Source organism: Microbulbifer sp. CNSA002, assembly GCF_047324085.1.
In the GTDB taxonomy this organism is placed as follows: domain Bacteria; phylum Pseudomonadota; class Gammaproteobacteria; order Pseudomonadales; family Cellvibrionaceae; genus Microbulbifer.
In genome coordinates, this window is record NZ_CP172449.1 from 626,956 (window position 1) to 646,584 (window position 19,629).

17 protein-coding genes are annotated in these 19,629 nt (G+C 54.6%); 10 read left to right on the forward strand and 7 right to left on the reverse strand.

Annotated features, from left to right (window positions below; translation table 11 throughout):
* Window positions 1-62 precede the first annotated feature (62 nt).
* Window positions 63-2,888: an excinuclease ABC subunit UvrA gene (gene uvrA, locus ACG1BZ_RS02815; RefSeq protein WP_413664290.1), complete on the reverse strand. Its 2,826-nt coding sequence runs from the start codon at window positions 2,886-2,888 to the stop codon at window positions 63-65.
* Between the two features lie 159 nt (window positions 2,889-3,047).
* On the opposite strand from uvrA, the gene ACG1BZ_RS02820 reads away from it, so the two are divergent.
* The 4 genes from ACG1BZ_RS02820 (at window position 3,048) to ACG1BZ_RS02835 (ending at window position 7,356) form a co-directional block, all read left to right on the forward strand.
* A complete protein-coding gene (locus ACG1BZ_RS02820) occupies window positions 3,048-4,454 on the forward strand; it encodes a mannose-1-phosphate guanylyltransferase/mannose-6-phosphate isomerase (protein ID WP_413664291.1) in 1,407 nt (468 codons plus the stop codon).
* A gap of 90 nt (window positions 4,455-4,544) precedes the next feature.
* The gene (locus ACG1BZ_RS02825; protein ID WP_413664292.1) at window positions 4,545-5,696 is read left to right on the forward strand and encodes an MFS transporter; all 1,152 of its coding nucleotides are present in this window, start codon (window positions 4,545-4,547) and stop codon (window positions 5,694-5,696) included.
* Between the two features lie 172 nt (window positions 5,697-5,868).
* The gene (ssb, locus tag ACG1BZ_RS02830; protein ID WP_282934376.1) at window positions 5,869-6,492 is read left to right on the forward strand and encodes a single-stranded DNA-binding protein; all 624 of its coding nucleotides are present in this window, start codon (window positions 5,869-5,871) and stop codon (window positions 6,490-6,492) included.
* 15 nt (window positions 6,493-6,507) lie between these two features.
* The gene (locus ACG1BZ_RS02835; protein ID WP_413664293.1) at window positions 6,508-7,356 is read left to right on the forward strand and encodes a sugar nucleotide-binding protein; all 849 of its coding nucleotides are present in this window, start codon (window positions 6,508-6,510) and stop codon (window positions 7,354-7,356) included.
* A 59-nt stretch (window positions 7,357-7,415) separates the two neighbouring features.
* On the opposite strand, the gene fabB is transcribed toward ACG1BZ_RS02835, so the two are convergent.
* Together fabB and fabA are read right to left on the reverse strand one after the other, a co-directional pair.
* Complete coding sequence (fabB, locus tag ACG1BZ_RS02840; RefSeq protein WP_413664294.1) at window positions 7,416-8,639, reverse strand: beta-ketoacyl-ACP synthase I; 1,224 nt, start codon at window positions 8,637-8,639, stop codon at window positions 7,416-7,418.
* Between the two features lie 67 nt (window positions 8,640-8,706).
* The gene (gene fabA, locus ACG1BZ_RS02845) at window positions 8,707-9,231 is read right to left on the reverse strand and encodes a 3-hydroxyacyl-[acyl-carrier-protein] dehydratase FabA (RefSeq protein ID WP_108731685.1); all 525 of its coding nucleotides are present in this window, start codon (window positions 9,229-9,231) and stop codon (window positions 8,707-8,709) included.
* Window positions 9,232-9,549: 318 nt separating this feature from the next.
* On the opposite strand from fabA, the gene galU reads away from it, so the two are divergent.
* Both galU and ACG1BZ_RS02855 read left to right on the forward strand, forming a co-directional pair.
* Window positions 9,550-10,401, forward strand: coding sequence for a UTP--glucose-1-phosphate uridylyltransferase GalU (gene galU / locus ACG1BZ_RS02850; protein WP_413664295.1), 852 nt, complete (start codon window positions 9,550-9,552; stop codon window positions 10,399-10,401).
* Window positions 10,398-11,744, forward strand: a complete 1,347-nt coding sequence (locus tag ACG1BZ_RS02855) for a phosphomannomutase (RefSeq protein WP_413664296.1) — start codon at window positions 10,398-10,400, stop codon at window positions 11,742-11,744. Before galU ends, ACG1BZ_RS02855 begins: the two co-directional genes overlap by 4 nt.
* 91 nt (window positions 11,745-11,835) lie before the next feature.
* On the opposite strand, the gene ACG1BZ_RS02860 is transcribed toward ACG1BZ_RS02855, so the two are convergent.
* Together ACG1BZ_RS02860 and ispB are read right to left on the reverse strand one after the other, a co-directional pair.
* On the reverse strand, window positions 11,836-12,465 hold the full coding sequence (locus ACG1BZ_RS02860; protein ID WP_413664297.1) for a hypothetical protein: 630 nt from the start codon (window positions 12,463-12,465) through the stop codon (window positions 11,836-11,838).
* Between the two features lie 253 nt (window positions 12,466-12,718).
* Window positions 12,719-13,681 carry an octaprenyl diphosphate synthase gene (gene ispB, locus ACG1BZ_RS02865; protein WP_413664298.1) on the reverse strand — a complete coding sequence of 321 codons (963 nt, stop codon included), beginning with the start codon at window positions 13,679-13,681 and terminating at the stop codon, window positions 12,719-12,721.
* A 249-nt stretch (window positions 13,682-13,930) separates the two neighbouring features.
* On the opposite strand from ispB, the gene rplU reads away from it, so the two are divergent.
* The 4 genes from rplU (at window position 13,931) to proB (ending at window position 17,122) form a co-directional block, all read left to right on the forward strand.
* Window positions 13,931-14,242 carry a 50S ribosomal protein L21 gene (gene rplU, locus ACG1BZ_RS02870; RefSeq protein WP_413664299.1) on the forward strand — a complete coding sequence of 104 codons (312 nt, stop codon included), beginning with the start codon at window positions 13,931-13,933 and terminating at the stop codon, window positions 14,240-14,242.
* Between the two features lie 17 nt (window positions 14,243-14,259).
* Window positions 14,260-14,517 (forward strand): 50S ribosomal protein L27, encoded by a 258-nt coding sequence (gene rpmA / locus ACG1BZ_RS02875; protein WP_073277572.1) that lies wholly within the window; start codon window positions 14,260-14,262, stop codon window positions 14,515-14,517.
* Between the two features lie 189 nt (window positions 14,518-14,706).
* On the forward strand, window positions 14,707-15,915 hold the full coding sequence (gene cgtA / locus ACG1BZ_RS02880; protein WP_413664300.1) for an Obg family GTPase CgtA: 1,209 nt from the start codon (window positions 14,707-14,709) through the stop codon (window positions 15,913-15,915).
* Window positions 15,916-15,985: 70 nt separating this feature from the next.
* Window positions 15,986-17,122, forward strand: a complete 1,137-nt coding sequence (proB, locus tag ACG1BZ_RS02885; protein ID WP_413664301.1) for a glutamate 5-kinase — start codon at window positions 15,986-15,988, stop codon at window positions 17,120-17,122.
* 67 nt (window positions 17,123-17,189) lie between these two features.
* Here the strand turns inward: proB and rpsT are convergent, their stop codons facing one another.
* Together rpsT and ACG1BZ_RS02895 are read right to left on the reverse strand one after the other, a co-directional pair.
* Entirely contained in the window at window positions 17,190-17,456 is a 267-nt protein-coding gene (rpsT, locus tag ACG1BZ_RS02890; protein ID WP_108731693.1) for a 30S ribosomal protein S20, read from the reverse strand.
* A gap of 143 nt (window positions 17,457-17,599) precedes the next feature.
* Complete coding sequence (locus ACG1BZ_RS02895; protein WP_413664302.1) at window positions 17,600-19,624, reverse strand: ATP-binding protein; 2,025 nt, start codon at window positions 19,622-19,624, stop codon at window positions 17,600-17,602.
* Between the last annotated feature and the right edge of the window lie 5 nt (window positions 19,625-19,629).

The following is a 19,629-nucleotide window of genomic DNA, read 5'->3' on the forward strand; positions in this document are numbered from 1 at the left end:
TTTTTAAGTGAATTGAGCAAGAAAGGATGCCGATCTATAGATTGGCACCCTTTCCTATTCAATTAGTTCAGCATGGTTTTTAGAAAGCGCCCGGTATGGGAAATGTCCATTTCTGCAACATCCTCAGGTGTCCCCGTGGCAATAATTTGCCCGCCGCCAGAGCCACCCTCCGGGCCAAGGTCTATAATCCAGTCTGCAGTTTTGATCACGTCCAGATTGTGTTCGATCACTACGATGGTATTGCCGTGATCGCGCAGGCGATGCAGAACATCCAGCAGTAATTGGATATCGGCAAAGTGCAGGCCGGTAGTCGGTTCGTCGAGGATGTACAGGGTTTGCCCAGTGTCTCGTTTGGATAGCTCGCGGGAGAGTTTTACCCGTTGGGCTTCACCACCTGAGAGAGTGGTGGCAGCCTGGCCCAGCTTGATATATGAGAGGCCGACATCCATTAGGGTTTGCAACTTCTTCGCGATTGCGGGCACAGGGTCAAAGAATTCCCGTGCATCTTCCACGGTCATTTCCAATACTTCGTGGATATTTTTGCCCTTGTAGTGTACCTCCAGGGTCTCGCGGTTGTAGCGCTTGCCGTGGCAGGTATCACAGGGTACATAGACATCCGGCAAAAAGTGCATTTCTACCTTAATCACCCCGTCGCCCTGGCAGGCTTCACAACGCCCACCCTTGACGTTAAAGCTGAAGCGCCCGGGTTTATAGCCCCGTGAGCGGGCTTCCTGGGTGCCGGCAAACAAGTCGCGAATTGGGGTAAAAATACCGGTATAAGTTGCCGGATTTGAGCGAGGAGTGCGCCCGATAGGACTCTGATCAATATCCACGCATTTGTCGAAGTGCTCCAGGCCGTGCACCTCTTTATAGGGGGAGGCCTTAAGGGTTGTTGCTTTGTTAAGTGCAGTGGCGGCAAGTGGATAGAGGGTTGTATTGATCAGGGTGGACTTACCAGAGCCCGATACACCGGTTACACAGGTAAATAATCCTACTGGGATTTCCAGATCGACGTCCTGTAAATTATTTCCACTGGCGCCTTCGAGACGCAACAAATAGTCCGGGTCGGGTACGTAGCGCTCTTCCGGTACGGCAATTTTCTTTTTGCCGGAGAGGTACTGACCGGTTAGGGACTTCTTACATTTGGTAATTTTATCGGCGGTGCCCGCTGCCACGACCTCTCCGCCATGGACACCGGCACCGGGGCCAATATCGACAATAAAGTCAGCACTGCGAATGGCATCCTCATCGTGCTCCACCACAATAACCGTATTGCCGATATCGCGCAGGTGGGTAAGGGTGTTGAGCAGGCGCTCGTTGTCCCGCTGGTGTAGGCCGATAGAGGGCTCGTCGAGAATATACATTACGCCCACGAGGCCGGCGCCGATCTGGCTGGCGAGGCGAATGCGCTGCGCTTCGCCGCCGGAGAGGGTTTCTGCACTGCGGTTTAGGGTCAGGTAATTCAGGCCGACATCGACGAGGAAGCGGAATCGATCGCGCAGCTCTTTGAGAATCTTATCGGCAATCTCTTTCTGGGCGCCTTTAAAAGCCAGCTCATGGTCGAAATACTCGAACGCATCGCCTACAGGCAGCTCAGTAATTTGCGCCAGGGTGCGGTTATCCACAAAGACATGACGGGCCTCGCGGCGCAGGCGGGTACCGTGGCACTCTGGGCATTTTTGTGTACTCAGATACTTGGCTAACTCCTCCCGTACCGATTGGGACTCGGTATCCCGATAGCGGCGTTGGAAGTTGGGGATAATGCCCTCGAAGGTGTGCTGGCGCACGGTGACATCGCCGCGATCATTGACGTAGCTGAAGTCTATCTCTTCGTCGCCACTGCCCTGCAGGATAACCTTGCGGTGGGCTTTGCGTAATTTTTTCCAGGGCTTATCCAGATCGAAACCGTAGTGCTCGGCGAGGGAGTCGAGCATGTGGTAATAGTAAATGTTGCGTCTGTCCCAACCGCGAATGGCGCCTTCGGAAATACTGCTTTCCGAATCGATAATTACCTTGTCTTCATCGAAGAACTGCTTGACGCCCAGGCCGTCACAGCTGGGGCAGGCGCCCGCAGGGTTGTTGAAGGAGAATAGGCGGGGTTCCAGCTCATCCAGTGAGTAGTCACAGACGGGGCAGGCGTGGCGGGCAGAGAAGAGGCGATCTTCCTGGTCTCCATCCATAAAACTGATGGAGGCGATACCGTCGGTGAGATTCAGGGCAGTTTCGAAGGATTCCGCCAAACGCAGTTGCAGGTCCTCACGCACCTTAAAGCGGTCTACCACCACCTCAATGGTGTGCTTGCGGCGCTTATCCAGCTTGGGGGTGTCGTCCAGGTCACAGATAACTCCGTCGATCCGTGCCCGCACAAATCCGTCCCGGCGCAATTGTTCAAATACGTGCTGGTGCTCACCCTTTCGATCGCGAACTACCGGCGCCAGCAACATAATCTTGCTGCCTTCCGGTAAAGCCAGTACCTGATCCACCATCTGGCTGATCGTCTGGGCTTGCAGGGGTTCGTCGTGCTCGGGGCAGCGGGGTTCTCCAACCCGGGCAAACAGCAGCCGCAGGTAGTCATAGATCTCTGTGATGGTGCCGACAGTGGAGCGGGGGTTGTGAGAGGTGGACTTCTGCTCGATTGAAATAGCCGGTGATAGCCCCTCGACGGTATCCACATCCGGCTTTTCCATCATCGACAGGAATTGACGGGCGTAGGTGGAGAGTGATTCCACGTAGCGGCGCTGCCCCTCTGCGTAGAGGGTGTCAAAGGCCAGGGAAGATTTGCCGGAACCGGACAGGCCGGTGATAACGATCAGTTTATCGCGGGGAATGTCCAGATCGATATTCTTCAGGTTGTGGGTGCGAGCACCCCTTACATAAATCGTGTCCACGCTCTACCTATATGCTGCTAATACTGGGCCGGGCCTCGGACTTGCTCCGCGCGGGGCGATCACAACTGCGGTGCCGGAAAAACAGTCAAGTATAAACTCGCCACCTGATGTGCGAAAATTGTCTTTCGCAATACCCGACATTCAGGCAGATAGCATCCGATGATTCCTGTGATTCTCTGTGGTGGCACCGGCTCGCGCCTGTGGCCACTCTCTCGCGAGGCCTACCCCAAACAGTTCCTACCCCTTATCGGTGGTGAAACGATGTTACAGGCAACCGTAAGGCGCCTGGAGGGCATTGAGCCATTACAGGCGCCGATCCTGGTATGCAACGAAGAGCATCGTTTTGCCGCCGCCGAGCAATTGCAGGAAATCGGCCACGGAGCCCAGTCCATTTTACTGGAGCCCTGCGCGCGCAATACTGCACCGGCTATTGCCCTGGCTGCCCTGGCAGCACTGGAGTCAGGAGCTGACCCTTTACTGCTGGTATTACCGGCAGACCACGCCGTTTCCGACGAGGTAAATTTTCAGGAGTCTGTAGAGTCGGCCCGAGCCCTGGCTGAGCAGGGGCATCTGGTCACCTTTGGTATTGTGCCGACCCGGGCGGAGACCGGCTACGGCTACATTCGGCGCGGGGATAAATTGGCGGAAACTGCTTGGAAAGTGGCGGAGTTCGTCGAAAAGCCGGACACTGAAACCGCTGAAGCTTACCTGGCCTCCGGGGATTACTCCTGGAACAGTGGCATGTTCCTGTTCCGCGCTTCCCGCTATCTGGAGGAGTTGGAGCGCTACCGTGCAGATATTCTCACAGCCTGCCGCAGTGCCTATAAGAGTGCCGCGAGGGATCTGGATTTTACCCGGGTGGATAGAGAGGCTTTTGCAGCCTGCGCAGATGAGTCTGTGGATTATGCAGTAATGGAGCCGACTGAATCCGCGGCAGTTGTACCTATGGATGCGGGTTGGAGCGATGTGGGCTCCTGGCAGGGGCTGTGGGAGTTGGCAAAACGCGATGCCAATGACAATTTGCTCCAGGGTGATGTGTTGCTAGAAGACTCCCAGCGCTGCCTGGTGCGTGGTGAGAGCCGCTTGGTCAGCCTTCTCGGTGTATCCGACCTGGTTGTTGTCGATACTGACGATGCGCTTCTGATCGCTGACCGGCAACGGGTCCAGGAAGTCAAAAAACTGGTCAGTAACCTCAAGAGCACTGGCCGCAGTGAGGCCCAAAGGCACCGCAAGGTATATAGGCCCTGGGGCTACTACGACTCGATTGATGCGGGTCCACGCTTTCAAGTGAAGCGTATTGTGGTGAAGCCGGGCCAGCAGCTATCCCTGCAGATGCATCACCACCGCGCTGAACACTGGGTTGTGGTGCAGGGAACTGCGAAGGTTACCCGGGGTGAAGAAGAGGTCCTGATCACCGAGAACCAATCGACTTATATCCCCCTGGGGGTGGTCCACCGTTTGGAGAACCCCGGTACGATTCCCTTGGAGCTGATCGAGGTGCAATCCGGCAGTTATCTCGGGGAGGATGACATTGTCCGCCTCGATGATGAGTACGGTCGTAACTAGTTGTGGATAAAAGTTGTGCTGTTTCCCCTACAGCCGGGAGGCGGCTCACTGTACAATGCGCGCCCTATTTGATGCTGTTCCGGGATTTGCATGAATTCCATTGAGCGCCGCGCCCTGGGTGGGCTGGCTTCCCTGTATGTCTTTCGTATGCTGGGCCTGTTTATGGTCCTGCCGGTTCTCACTGTGTACGGCGAGGGCTATCGTGATAGCACGCCCATGCTGCTGGGGCTGGCAATGGGTGCCTATGGCCTGAGTCAGGCGATACTCCAAATTCCTCTGGGGCTCCTGTCCGATCGTTGGGGGCGCAAGCCGGTCATTTATACCGGCCTTGCACTGTTTGCCCTGGGCAGTGTCATCGCTGCGCTGACAGATTCGGTTTACGGCCTTATTGTGGGGCGGGTACTGCAAGGTTGTGGTGCTATTGCCGCTGCTGTGATGGCGCTGGTTGCCGACTTAACCCGCGATGAAAAGCGCGGTATTGCGATGGCGATTATCGGAGCGTCTATTGGCGTTGCATTTATGCTGGCGGTGATCCTGGGGCCGGCGCTGGCCGGTGTGGGCGGCTTGCCGGCAATTTTCTGGGTCACTGCTGGATTAGCACTGCTGGGTGGATTATTGGTTTGGCGCCTGGTGCCGACTCCGGAGGCGGCTCGGCGGCCCGCGGTTTATGGCAGTGGTTTTCGTTCGGTAGTTAAAAGTGGTCTTGTTTGGCGCTTGGTTTCTGGGGCCTTTTTCTCCCACTTGTTGCTCACGGCATTGTTTGTCGCCTTGCCATTGGTGCTAGTCGATAGATTGGATTGGCCGGCGAGCGAACACTGGAAACTGTATGGGCCGCTAATGCTCGGCACCTTCCTGGTGATGTTGCCAATGATGAGGGCGGCAGAGAAAAGTGATCGGGTGCCTTTTGCGCTTAATTTTGCTTGTTTAGCTTTGATCGGTGGCAGTGCGGCCTTGTTGTCTGCAAGCACCTGGGTGCTGGTAGTCTTGCTGGCAGTGTTCTTCACCGGTTTCAACCTGCTTGAAGCCCTGTTGCCGGCGCAGCTAACCAGGAAGGCTCCGGCGGAAGCGAGAGGTGCAGCTACGGGGCTCTATGCGACTTTACAGTTCTTTGGCACCTTTGTCGGCGGTAGCCTGGGTGGCCTGCTGTTCGGTCTGGGGGGCGCTTCCGCAGTTGCTGCTCTGGGCTTGGCGGTGCTGCTGCTATGGATGTTGCTGTGGTGGGGTTTGCGCGAGAGAGCGTGAAGGTAGCGCTTACTAACACTGAGCCGCTATTGTATCCTACTGGATAAAAATACAATATTTACCGATGGTGCAATGTAGCACTGACGGTATTTCATAACACTTGATAGATTAATTGATTGTTTAAATAGTTTATTGCCCCGGGTGGAGCCCGGGTTGACGAGAGGAGAGGGCCATGGCCAGGGGTATTAATAAAGTAATTCTGATCGGTAATCTGGGGAATGACCCGGAAACCAAATATATGCCGAGTGGCGGTGCTGTTACCAACATCAGCCTGGCTACCAGTGAGAGCTGGAAAGACAAGCAGACTGGCCAGCAGCAGGAGCGCACTGAGTGGCATCGCGTAGTATTTTTTAACCGCCTGGCTGAGATCGCCGGTGAGTACCTGCGCAAGGGGGCCAAAGTTTATGTAGAGGGCTCTCTACGCACCCGTAAGTGGCAGGATAAGAATTCCGGCCAGGACCGCTACACCACTGAAATCGTTGCCAGCGAAATGCAGATGCTGGACGGTCGCGGTGAGCAGGGCGGCTTTGGTCAGGGTATGGGTGGCGCTGGAATGGGCGCAGCCGCAGGTGGCCAAATGGGTGGCGGCCAGCCGATGGGTGGTTCCAGCGGTTTTGACCAGCAGGGCGGCGGTTTCCAGGGTGGCTACCAGCAGCAGGGCGGCCAGGAGGCATATGGGCAGGGGCGTACCGCTCCCTCACCGATGGCACCAGCTAACCAGCAGCCCCAGCAACAGCCGAACCAAGGTCCTGCCGGTGGTTTCGATAATAGCTTTGATGACGATATCCCGTTCTAAGAACTGGATTTACCAGTGTCTGAATTGAATACAGGTTATATGCCGGATACCGTCGCCATTATCACAGCTGGTAATGAGATTGATGGTGCGCTGCAAAAAAGACTGCAGCGCGCAGGCTTTCGCATACAGCAGTTGACCCCTGGGGAAATCGATCAATTGAGACCGGGCTCAATTGTGATTAATGCCTCCGCCTGTGCCGACAATCGAGGCATGCCGGAGTCACTGCTGGTGAGTAAGCGGCTTTGTGCTGCACCCTGTGAATATATTATTCACCTCTCATCCTACCAAGTTTTTTCTGGCGGTGAGCGCCGCCGCTATGACGAGGATGAGCCCGCAGAACCACAGTCCCCGAGTGGACGCGAATGGCTGGCCTGCGAAGATGCCTTTAATGGGCTGCAAAACCTGACGATTTTGCGTTTTGGCTGGATGGTGGATAGTGGTCAGGATGCCTTGTTAGGGCGTATTTTACGCAACTTTGTGTCTGGGGAGCCTTTAGCCCTGGATGGAAGGAACAGCGGCAACCCAGTAACAGTGGTGGATATGGCTCGTGTCGCAGTGGCGGTTGCCCAGCAGCTCGCTAGCGGGGCTAAGGCAGGAGGTGTTTACCACTACGGTAGTTCTGATAGCTGCACAGCGATGGAGTTTGCCCTGGAGGTGGTCGAGCGCGCCCAGGCTTTTTACGATGAAGAGCGCTTTGCGCAATTTATTTCATTAGGGGATGAGGCAGAAAAGCGGGATCGCAGCATAGTACTTTCATGTGGCAAGCTGCGGGATGTCTTTGGTGTTCAGCAGCGGAGCTGGAGACAGGGACTGACACGCCAGGTTGAGCTGTGGTTGGAGCGCTTGCACGCGACTCCGGAATAGTTTGGTTTCTGTTGTGCAGTCAATAAAAAGGGCGCCTTGCGGCGCCCTTTTTATTTCGATTAGATTTTATCGAATATCAGGCAAGCATTAGTTCCGCCAAAGCCAAAGCTATTGGACATAGCCCGTTTGACTTCAGTCTCACGCAGCTGGCGGACAAGGTCCATGCCTTCCGCAGCGGGGTCGAGGTTCTCTACATTAGCTGATGCAGCAATAAAGTTATTCTGCATCATCAGCAGGCTGTAAATGGCCTCCTGAACCCCTGCAGCTCCCAGAGAGTGGCCTGTCAGAGATTTGGTAGAGGCGAATGCCGGAACGGTATCCCCGAAGACCTCGCGCATGGCTTTCAATTCGGCGACATCGCCTACGGGTGTAGAGGTGCCGTGGGTGTTGATATAGTCCACGCTACCCTGCAGGCCTTTGCCGTCCATACCGGCCAGAGCCTGCTGCATACAGCGGGTGGCGCCTTCACCGCTTGGGGCAACCATATCGTAACCATCGGAAGTTGCGCCGTAACCGGTCAGCTCCGCATAGATGGTCGCACCGCGAGCCACGGCGTGCTCCATTTCTTCGAGTACCAGACAGCCACCACCACCGGCGATCACAAAGCCATCGCGATCGGCATCGTAGGGGCGTGATGCTTTTGTCGGAGTATCGTTATATTTGCTTGAGAGGGCGCCCATAGCGTCAAACAAGTGAGTCAAACTCCAGGCTAGTTCCTCACCTCCGCCAGCAAACACTACATCCTGCTTACCCATCTGGATAAGCTCAGCTCCGTTTCCTATACAGTGGGCACTGGTAGCGCAAGCGGAGGAAATACTGTAGTTCACCCCTTTGATTTTGAATGGAGTGGCTAAGCATGCGGAAACGGTACTGTTCATTACCTGGGGCACGCGGTAGGCGCCTACACGGCGAACACCTTTTTCCTTCAGAGTATGTGCAGCGTCAATAATCTGCTGAGTGGATGTGCCGCCAGAGCCCATCACGATACCCGTGCGCGGATTAGATATCTGCTCCTCCTGCAGGCCCGACATCTCGATTGCTTCACGCATGGCAATGTACGCATAGGCTGCAGCGTCGCCCATAAAGCGAAGTTGCTTGCGATCGATATGCTCTTTGAAATCGATGTCCACAGGCCCAGCCACATGGCTGCGCAGGCCGAGCTCCTTATACTCTTCTTGGAAGCGGATGCCGCTTCGACCAGTTTTCAGTGACTCGGTGACTTCTTTAGTGTTGGTACCGATACAGGAAGTGATACCCATTCCGGTAATGACGACCCGACGCATAGTGATCTCCAGCATAGCTTGTCGGCAGAGGACTGATGGTTTCTACCGGTATTAGTCTTAAACGAGTTTAAAAATTGTCCGTACGGGTAAATAAGCCTACGCGAAGATCCTTTGCTGTGTAAATTTCTCTTCCATCCACAGAGACACTGCCGTCGCCAATACCCATAACAAGCCTGCGCTCAACAATCCGGCTCATCTGAATATGGTAAGTCACCTTCTTGCTGGTGGGGAGAATTTGGCCTGTAAATTTAACTTCACCACAGCCCAGTGCACGACCGCGGCCGGGGTTGCCTTTCCAGGCCAGGAAATAACCCAATAATTGCCACATAGCATCCAGGCCGAGGCAGCCGGGCATTACGGGATCGCCGGGAAAATGGCAGTCGAAGAACCATAGGTCGGGGTGAATGTCGAGCTCAGCGATCAGCTCTCCCTTGCCGAAAGCACCACCTTCCTTGGATATATGGGTGATACGATCGAGCATCAACATATTGGGAGCCGGCAACTGGGCGTTGCCTGGGCCGAACATCTCGCCACGGGAGCAGGTCAGGAGCTCCTCTCTGGTATACTCACTTTTTTGTACAAAATTACTCATCATTTCCCCGTTAGTGGGTGGTTATGCAATTGAGATTGGACACTTTTGCAAGAGCGGGCATTCTAAGGGGTCTGTGTCGCTTGTCCAGTCGGTCAAGGTGGTTTTTGTGACTGGCGTGAGAATTGTCTTCACAAATACCCCCTATTTAGCGTATTAATTCCTCATCTTATTCGTATAGTTTTGGTGTTTATCCTCGGGGGAATTCACATTTTGGGCCAAGCTTAACGTTATCGAGTGTAAGTGCTTGCACAGCGACGCTATGATAAGTTGCCAGCCCTGCGCGGGGGTGCGCTGTTTTAAATTGATTGGGGGAGCAGAATGCTCAAGAAATGCCTATTTCCTGTTGCCGGTTATGGCACTCGTTTTCTTCCTGCCACTAAGGCGATGCCGAAAGAAATGTTGCCGCTGGTGAATAAGCCATTGGTTCAGTATGGCGTTGAAGAGGCTATAGAAGCGGGGCTGACCGAGATCGGTTTTGTCACAGGGCGAGGCAAGCGCGCAATTGAGGATCACTTTGATACCAACTTTGAGCTGGAACACCAGATCGCGGGTACCGGCAAAGAACGTTACTTGGACTCAGTGCGTAAAGTGATCGATAGGGCGAGCTTTTCTTATACGCGTCAGGGCGAAATGAGAGGCCTGGGTGACGCTATTTTGCAAGGACATCGCCTGGTTGGCGATGAGCCGTTTGCCGTCGTGTTGGCTGATGACCTATGTCTAAATGAAGATATGGGCGTTTTGGGGCAAATGGTTCAGCTTTATAAGCAATTCCGCTGCAGTATTGTTGCGGTAGAGGAAGTGCCGAAGGAGCAGATCCATAAATTTGGTGTGATCGGTGGTAATGAAATTAAGCCTGGTCTGTATCAAGTCACTGACATGGTCGAGAAGCCTGCAGCGGAAGATGCCCCCAGTAATATGGCGATTATTGGTCGTTATATCCTGACACCGGATATCTTTGATCTGATCCGAGATACTCCTCCAGGCAAAAATGGTGAGGTTCAAATTACCGATGCGCTGATGGCGCAAGCTCAGCAGGGCTGTGTATTAGCCTATGCCTTCAAAGGTCGCCGCTTTGACTGTGGTTCTGTAGAGGGCTTTATTGATGCTACTAACCACGTCTACGAAAATGTGTATTTGCCAGAGCAGGCTGCTGAGGAGAAAAGCAAGTGAGTGAGCTGACTTGCTTTAAGGCTTATGACCTTCGCGGCCGTGTACCCGATGAACTTAATACCGATGTCGCATATCGAGTGGGGCGTGCCTTTGCCCAGTTCCTGAATGCTCGTCGAGTAGTTGTTGGGCATGATATTCGGCTTACCAGTGGCGAGCTGACAGATGCGCTGGTCAATGGATTACGAGATGCGGGTGCCGATGTTTTCCATATCGGCGAGTGTGGTACAGAAGAGGTCTACTTTGCCAATTTCCACGGGGACTTTGACGGCGGTATTTGCGTTACTGCTAGTCACAATCCTATGGACTACAACGGCATGAAGTTTGTGCGTGCAGGCAGTAGTCCAATCAGTGGTGATACCGGTCTACTGGATATCAAGCGCTTGGCAGAAGAAAACAGCTTTGCTCCGGTTGAGCAAAGAGGCACTTTGCAGCGCTTTGAACACCGCGCTGATTTTGTGCAGCACTTATTGGGATATATCGATAATACTGCATTGAAGCCATTAAAACTGGTGGTTAATGCGGGTAATGGTGGTGCGGGGGCGGTTGTTGATGCACTGGCTCCACACCTGCCGTTTGAGTTTGTGCGAGTTCACCACGAGCCCGACGGCAACTTTCCCAACGGTATTCCCAACCCAATTTTGCCAGAAAACCGCAATTCTACTGCCGAGGCAGTGCGGGCAAGCGGTGCTGATTTTGGTATAGCCTGGGATGGTGATTTTGATCGCTGCTTTTTCTTCGATGAAAGTGGTGATTTTATTGAAGGTTACTATGTTGTTGGCTTGCTGGCAGAAGCTTTCCTGGCAAAAAACAACGGTGCCAAAGTTGTTCATGATCCACGCCTGCTCTGGAATACCGAGGATATTGTCCGCGCTGCTGGTGGAGAGCCGGTACAGAGTAAAACCGGTCATGCCTTTATTAAAGAGCGCATGCGCAAGGAAGATGCCATTTATGGCGGTGAAATGAGTGCGCATCATTATTTCCGGGATTTCGCCTACTGCGATAGCGGTATGATTCCATGGTTATTGGTTGCTGAGTTGGTAAGTCGCAGTGGTAAATCGCTGTCACAGCTTGTTGGTGAGCGCATGGCTGCTTTCCCCTGTTCGGGAGAGATCAACTCTAAGGTTCAGGATGCTGCAGCACTGTTAAAGGCGGCAGAGGAAAAGTATGGACCTGCAGCTGACAGCGTTGAGCACGTGGATGGGTTGAGTATCGCTTACCCCGAGTGGCGTTTTAATTTGCGTATGTCAAATACTGAACCGGTTGTTCGCTTGAATGTTGAATCCCGAGGAAGTGAGGAGTTAATGCGGGAGAAAACAGAGGAGCTGCTTAAGCTTATCGGTTAATACTCGTTTTTTAATATTAAAAAGCCCCGCAACTGCGGGGCTTTTTGGTTTGGGGGTGCTAAAAGTTATTTATCTGGTTTTATGGAAGAAATTATAAGAGTCGGGTGACAGCTTGGATGGGGCCTTTGGGGGTCTTTACGTGTTGAGCGAAGATTTGCCACTGGTTCTTAACCCGTACTCCAATAACATAGGCGTAGTCTGTGTAGATGTGATGGTGGGGCTTTAGCGTTGAGCGCCCAAGGGATTTTGTGACGTTACCTAAAAACCTGAACTTTCCCCGGTTGATAATTTCGTTGTGTGTGGCCTTGCCATTGAGTCCCTGCTTTTTCCTTGGGCGAACATGAGCAACGGCAGGCATATTCGCATTGCGCCCGCCAATACAGAAACAGCAGTCACTGAGTTGCCCGGTAATCATAATGTCGGCACCGCTGCGCATTTGGTAGGGTTCAAGGCGATCTAGGGCAAGGTCTTCACCCCAATCGATCATGCGAATATGGTGGACTTTGATTGTTTGTGGATCTTCGATAAAGACCCCTTGGCGGTGGAAAGCAAAAATTTCATTGGGGCTATCGATACCAGGTGCGCCCATGCCCATGGTGTAGGTCCCGAATTGATAATCCATGACTCCAGTATCTTTTGTACCGGTAATTCTCACCAGGTTATTTTTTAAGAACATTTCAGGGTAATTTCTAAGCTGATAAAGCGCAGTAGAGCTTCTCATGTGCGGATCTCTCTATACCAATTATATTTTTCTCGTTATTTTTGCTCCTGAGGAATTGGTGTTGGCGCTTGAAATAACAAGAGGAACAATCGTACCCAATGTTGAAGGGGCAGAGGAAAATAGATACGAATAAACTTTGGAGTCCAGTCAGGGTTGGTAGCTGTTCGAGGGGAAGGGAACTGCGTTGTTTCACATTGTGCTTAAGGTAGCGGCGCTGCCCGTGCTATCGATATAGCCCGAGCAGCATTTACTTCTAGACGTTTCTCTCTATAGCAAAACTCGCCAATTGCTGCAGGGCGATTTTTTGTTCGCTCTCGGGCATAAAGGCCAATTGCTTTTTGGCGTCTTCTACAGCGGCCCGGGCACGATCCATGGTGTAGTCCAGAGCACCGCAGGCTTCAATGGCCTCTACTATTTCACTGAGCTTTTCCGCACTGCGCTGTTCAATTGCAGTTTTTACCAGCAGTGCCTGGTCCTTGCTGCCGTTGGCCATGGTGTAGATCAAGGGCAGGGTCGGCTTGCCCTCCGCCAGGTCATCTCCAACATTTTTACCCAGTTCTTCCGAATTACCGCGATAATCGAGAGCGTCATCAACCAGCTGGAAGGCGAGTCCCAGGTGCCGGCCGTAGAGTTTCAGTGCAGTTTGTTCTTCACTTGAGCAGTTGGCTAATACGGCCGCAGTTTCACAGGCGGCTTCAAACAGTGCGCCGGTCTTTTTGTGGATAACGGTGAAGTAATTCTCTTCGCTTACTGCGGGATCACCGGCGTTGACCAGCTGCTGTACTTCACCCTCTGCGATGGTGTTGGTGGTCTCTGAGAGTATTGCCATGATGCTCATGTCTTCCAGAGCAACCATCATTTGGAAGGCGCGGGAATAGAGGAAATCACCCACGAGTACGCTGGGCGCATTGCCCCACTTGGCATTGGCGGTAAGGCGGCCGCGGCGCATGTCAGAGGTGTCTACAACATCGTCGTGCAGTAAGGTAGCAGTGTGAATAAACTCGATAATTGTGGCGAGATCGATATGGTTCTCACCCTGATAGCCGCAAGCTTTGGCACAAAGCAGTACCAGTAGTGGGCGCAGGCGCTTGCCCCCGGCTTCGACCAGGTAGTGACCTATATTTTCCACCAGGGGAACGTCCGAGTGCAGTTGATCGAGAATGCGCTGGTTAACCGCAGCAAAGTCTTCGGCGGCGACCCGGTGAAAAGGCAGCATGTGAGAGTTCCTTATACGACTAGACAGAGGCCTCCCGGGGGCCGGAAGGCGAAGGGGCGCTATTGTATCAACCCGGCGAATTGATTAGAATCTGCGCCCCGCCAATTGCGGGCTCTTTGCGGCTATTGGGTCGTCTGCGGGCCTTTTGGCGAATAGATGTTAAACACACGGCGCAAGCTCCCGAAATGCGGAGCAGTGACTTACTGGTCCTCCCGCTGCTTCGTGTCGTCCTTACCGGAGCATAGAAATATGTACGCTGTTTTTGAGAGCGGTGGCAAGCAACACCGTGTAGAAGAAGGCGAAGTACTTCGCCTGGAGAAGCTGGAAGTAGCAACTGGCGAATCCATCGATTTTGATAAAGTGTTCATGGTTGTCGATGGCGACAAGATCAACATTGGCGCTCCCATTGTAGATGGCGCTAAAGTAACTGCTGAAGTGGTAAGCCACGGCCGCGGCGAGAAGGTGAAGATCATCAAGTTCCGTCGTCGTAAGCACTCCATGAAGCGCCAGGGCCACCGTCAGTGGTACACCGAAGTTAAAATCACTGGCATCAAGGCATAAGAGAGGAGTAACGACTCATGGCACATAAGAAAGCTGGCGGTAGTACGCGAAATGGTCGCGATTCCGAGAGTAAACGCCTGGGCGTGAAGCGCTTTGGCGGCCAGTCTGTAGCAGCAGGCAACATCATCGTTCGTCAGCGTGGCACCAAGTTCCACGCCGGTGTTAACGTTGGTATGGGCAAAGACCACACCCTGTTCGCCACTGCGGACGGCGTTGTGAAGTTTGAAGTTAAGGGCCCCAACAACCGCAAGTTCGTTTCTATCGAAACTGCTTAAGCGGTCATTAGCCCAAGCTTCATAAAAAGCCCCGCTATTGCGGGGCTTTTTTGTTGGAAAAGTCGTAAAAAGACCGCGACGGGAAGTTAGGGTGGCAGTTGCCCGCAGGAGGCGGCTTGTCGGCTGGTATGATGATAGTGCGCGCATCTGCGCGCCGAATGAGACAACCGCTGTGGCGGTGGAGTGATTATGAAGTTTGTCGATGAGGCGCCCATCTCTGTGCAGGCAGGTAAGGGCGGCAATGGCTGCCTGAGCTTTCGCCGGGAAAAATTTGTTGAGAAGGGTGGCCCGGATGGCGGTGACGGCGGCGATGGCGGCTCCGTGTACCTGGAAGCTGATGATTCCCTGAACACCCTGGTGGATTATCGCTACCAGCCCCGCTACGCCGCTGAAAGTGGTCAGCCGGGTCGAGGGCGCAACTGCACTGGCGCCAAGGGTGAGGACCTGGTCCTTAAGGTGCCGGTGGGCACCACGATCATTGATGCGGATACCGGCGAGACTATCGGCGATATGACCGAAGCCGGTGAGCGTCAGCTGGTGGCTCAGGGTGGCTTTCACGGCCTGGGTAATACCCGATTCAAGTCCAGTACTAACCGTGCGCCGCGTCAGACCACACACGGCACTGAGGGTGAGATGCGCAGTCTCAAGCTCGAGCTGAAGGTTCTGGCAGATGTGGGCATGTTAGGGCTGCCCAATGCGGGCAAATCCACGTTTATTCGCGCCGTCTCTGCGGCCAAACCGAAAGTGGCCAACTACCCCTTTACCACTTTGGTACCAAATTTGGGGGTAGTGCAGGTTCAGAAGCATCGCAGCTTTGTGATTGCAGATATCCCCGGCCTGATTGAAGGTGCAGCCGAAGGGGCGGGCCTGGGGATTCGCTTCCTCAAGCACTTAACCCGCTGTCGAGTTTTGTTGCACCTGGTTGACCTGGCTCCCTTTGATGGCTCTGATCCGGTAGAGAATGCCCGAGCCATTGAGCGTGAGTTGTCCACCTTTAGCCCGACACTGGCAGGGCGTGAGCGCTGGCTGGTATTGAACAAGACCGACCTGGTTCCCGCTGCGGAGCTGGAAGAGCGCTGTCAGGCGGTAGTGGATGCTCTGGGCTGGGAAGGGCCTGTGTTCCGTGTGGCAGCTATTCGCAAAGAGGGTACCGATGCCCTCGGCGGTCGCCTGATGGATTACCTGGAAGAACGTCAGGAAATTGAGGCGCGAGATCCCGACTTGGCTGTGGCGGAGCTGGAAGCGCAGCGTCAAATGCAGCGCGAAGCTCGCGAGCGTATCGAAGAGTTGAGAGAGAGTCATCGCGCCAAGCGCAAAGCGGCCAAAGGGCAGGTGGATGACGATGAGGATTGGGATGATGACGACGACCACGATGTGGATGTCGAGTATCGCTCTTAAATTGTGTGGAGCGAGCAGTTGCTGAAGTAGCTTGGCTCGCTCAATAGTTATCTTGTCCTGAGGGGGAAGCATGGACTCCGCAACAGTGTCCCGGCAGGCGTTGACCAAGGCCCAGCGGTGGGTGGTAAAAATTGGTAGCGCCCTTCTGACAGATAATGGTCGAGGTGTGAATACCACCGCCATTTCTGCCTGGGTTGCACAGATGGCTGATTTGCGCCGTCGAGGGATCGAAGTTGTTTTGGTTTCATCCGGTGCTGTTGCGGCCGGAATGGATCGATTGGGTTGGTGTCGCCGGCCCGAGTCTATCCACCAATTGCAGGCGGCTGCCGCTGTGGGGCAGAGCCACCTTGTGCAGGTGTATGAGCAGGCTTTTGGGTGCTTTGATATTCGCAGCGCTCAGATCTTGTTGGATCACGACGACCTTTCCAATCGCACTCGCTACCTGAATGCTCGCAGCACCTTGCGCACGCTCCTGTCACTGGGGGCTGTGCCTATCGTGAATGAAAATGACACGGTAGTGACTGACGAAATACGTTTCGGCGACAACGATACCCTGGCGGCCCTGGTTGCAAATCTGGTTGAGGCAGATGCGCTGCTGATTTTGACAGATGCGGATGGGCTGTTTACTGAAGATCCCCGCGATAACCCCGAAGCAGAATTAATTAGTGAGGCATCTGCGCTTGATCCCAAGCTGCTGGAGATGGCGGGGGATTCCCGCAGCGGTCTGGGTCGTGGTGGTATGACCACTAAAGTGCGCGCAGCGCAGCTGGCAGCGCGCTCAGGTGCTCGCACAGTGATCGCTGGCGGCGCCTTGGAGGCGGTAATAGATAAAGTCTGTACCGGCGAGCAGCTGGGTACCCTGTTGCTTCCAGAGGCAGATCCCCTGGCGGCGCGTAAGCGCTGGCTCGCGGGACAGTTACAGGTGCGCGGAACCCTATTAGTGGATGCCGGAGCCGAGGCAGCTATGACTGGGAGTGGTAGCAGTTTGTTGCCGGTGGGGGTTACCGCTGTTGAAGGGCATTTCAGGCGCGGGGATCTGGTGTCTTGCAGGAATGCTGAAGGTCGCGAGATAGCGCGGGGCCTGGTTAATTATGACAGTAGTGAGAGTGGTCGGATTCTGGGGCAGTCATCGGAGAAGTTTGCCGACCTTTTAGGGTATCGGGATGACGATGAATTAATTCATCGCGATAACCTGATCCTGCTCTGAATTGGCAAGTTTCGAATACAAAAAAGCCCCGCAATGCGGGGCTTTTTTGTGTCTGCTGCCTAAGGGATTAGGCGGCCAGAGCTTTGATCTGAGCGTTCAGACGGCTCTTATGACGAGCGGCTTTATTCTTGTGAATAATGCCTTTGTCTGCCATACGGTCAATAACGGGAACTGCTTCTGCGTACGCAGTTTTTGCTTTTTCCGCATCGCCGGCATCGATGGCCGCAACTACCTTCTTGATGTAGGTGCGCACCATGGAGCGCAGACTGGCGTTGTGCATGCGGCGCTTGTCGTTCTGGCGCGCGCGTTTCTTCGCTTGAGGTGAGTTGGCCACCGGTTGCTCCTGTCTGGAATCTATAAATCTGTAACTAACAGGCCCTGGGGCCCGATCGGGACGCGACATTATCCCCACAGTTGGTTGTTTGTCAACCATAGCGGGCGTCTCGGTGCAGATATGTTGTCAATCCACAACGGCGGTTACCCGGTCGGCAACTCCAGGCTGAACTCTACACCGCTGCCGTCGCTGCGGTTTCGGGCTTTTAGGGAGCCTCCGTGGAAGTCTGCGATCAGTTTGGCGATATGCAGTCCCAGCCCCAGGTGGCCGGCATTATCGCCTTGATTGCGCACAGAAACGAGAGAGTCAAATAGCTTGTGAGCGTAACCTTCCGGGAGCAGAGGGCCGTCATTGCCTACTGTGATCAGGTACATATCTCTGTTTTTTGCTACTGACAGGCAAATTTCACTGCCTTGGGGGGCGAAGCTGCAAGCGTTATCCACCAGCTTGTCCAGTAGTTGAGCCAATAACTCCGGTGCGCCGTGGCAGGCTAGCTCCCCAGTAGGTTTGTTCAGAGTAAATTGGTGTTCGCTGTGAGCATCGTCATAGCACTGTGTCATGACTTCAAGCAGGTCTGCCAGGTCGAAAGGCTCCCGCTCCGCTTGGTGGATGCTGGTTTCAAGATTGCTGGCTGCGGAGAGACTGTTGAGAATCCCCGACAGCCTTGCACTACCATCCATAGCCCGCCCTGCATAGCGGCGGCTGTGGTCGTCGAGTTCTCCGGCGGCGAGGTTATCCAGGGATGAGCGAACCACTGCCAGCGGTGTGCGTAGCTCGTGTGACAACTTACTGGCGAGAGTGCGCAGGTACTGGTGATATTGGTCCAGTTCTGCGAGCAGGCTGGCGAAGGCCCGGTTTAGGTCTCCCAGTTCATCGCCAGCCTTTGAATGGGGAAAGTTGCCGCGCAGTTTGCCGCTGGAATCTACTGCGTTGCGGGCGGCCTGGTGTAGCTTGCGCACGCGCCAGGAAAGCCAGCTGGCGTAGCCCAATAGGAAGAGCAGGGCAGTTGCGGCCGCGGCGCAGCTGATCAACCACAACCGGTGGGCTGCTCCCTCGGTGACTGATTGCATCGCTTCGCCAGATTGCAGGACGAGGACCTGCCCCAGAAGTGGCCGCTCAACCACTTCGTCGACCCGGGTGATAACGGGCACACTCACCGCACCAATTCGGGATTGCAGCGGTCCTGAATACCATTGCTCCTGGGTGCCACGGCTGTCAGGCGTTGGAAGAGGCAAGCTATTTTTCGGCAGCTGTGGCAAATCCTCTCTGGAAAGCAATTTGCGATAAGCCCAGTCTCTCAGCCACGAATTGCTCTCGGAATCTGCCAGCTGTAGTTGCCCGTTGCTGGCAAGAAGAAACCCCTCGCTGTCCACTACTGCGAGGCGTAGTCCAGGGCGCGCAAAGTGGTCGAGCTCTTTCTGAAGGTCTGGCAGAGGGCTCACCAGGCGTCCTGGGTGGCCATCTGTCGGAAGTGTGCTGGCGCTGCGAGTCGGTGAGGAGCCACTGCTGTTTGCCCTGTCGTGAATGCGGATAGCGAGGGCTCCACCGGTTAGGGTTTGTGGCAGAGCCAGCTCCAATTGGTAACCGGCACCAGAAGTAGTCCATCGGCCCCTGAAACGCAGCTCGCGCTCGTAGCGGCCCTCTCTAGGGTTGTGCCACAAGGCGCTGGCGGCCCCTTGGCTGGCGACGGGCAGGATGTAGTGCTGTTCAGCGGTAAACAGTTCTACGGTGTCGCCTCCAGCGATTAGGCCTGTGCGGGGGTCCCGATAGGCGGGGGTTGAGTCTGAAACAGTGAGAAGCAGGTAGATTTGCTTATCCAGTTGCCCCAGCGTCACCTGGGCCATAGGGGATAGCTGCCCGTCCTCAAGCGTTCTGGGCTCAAGTTGCTGCGCTCGCCACTCATCGCCATAGCCGTCGACTCTCGGAGCTTGAGATAGGGGATTCAGGTAGAGCTGAGCGCCTGGTGGGCGCGATAGGCGCTGAGGGTCCGGGGCGATAAGCTGGGGGGCACTGGCCAAGCGTGCGGCAATTGCCGCCGCAGTTGCTTCAATTGCCTGGATCTGGCCTTGTGCTAGGGCGGCGTCCACCTGGCGGAGGTACTGGCAGCCGGCCCAGGGCAGGGTGAGTGCGACAAGGCTGACGAGCAAGAGTTGGCGGCGTAGGTTCATACTTA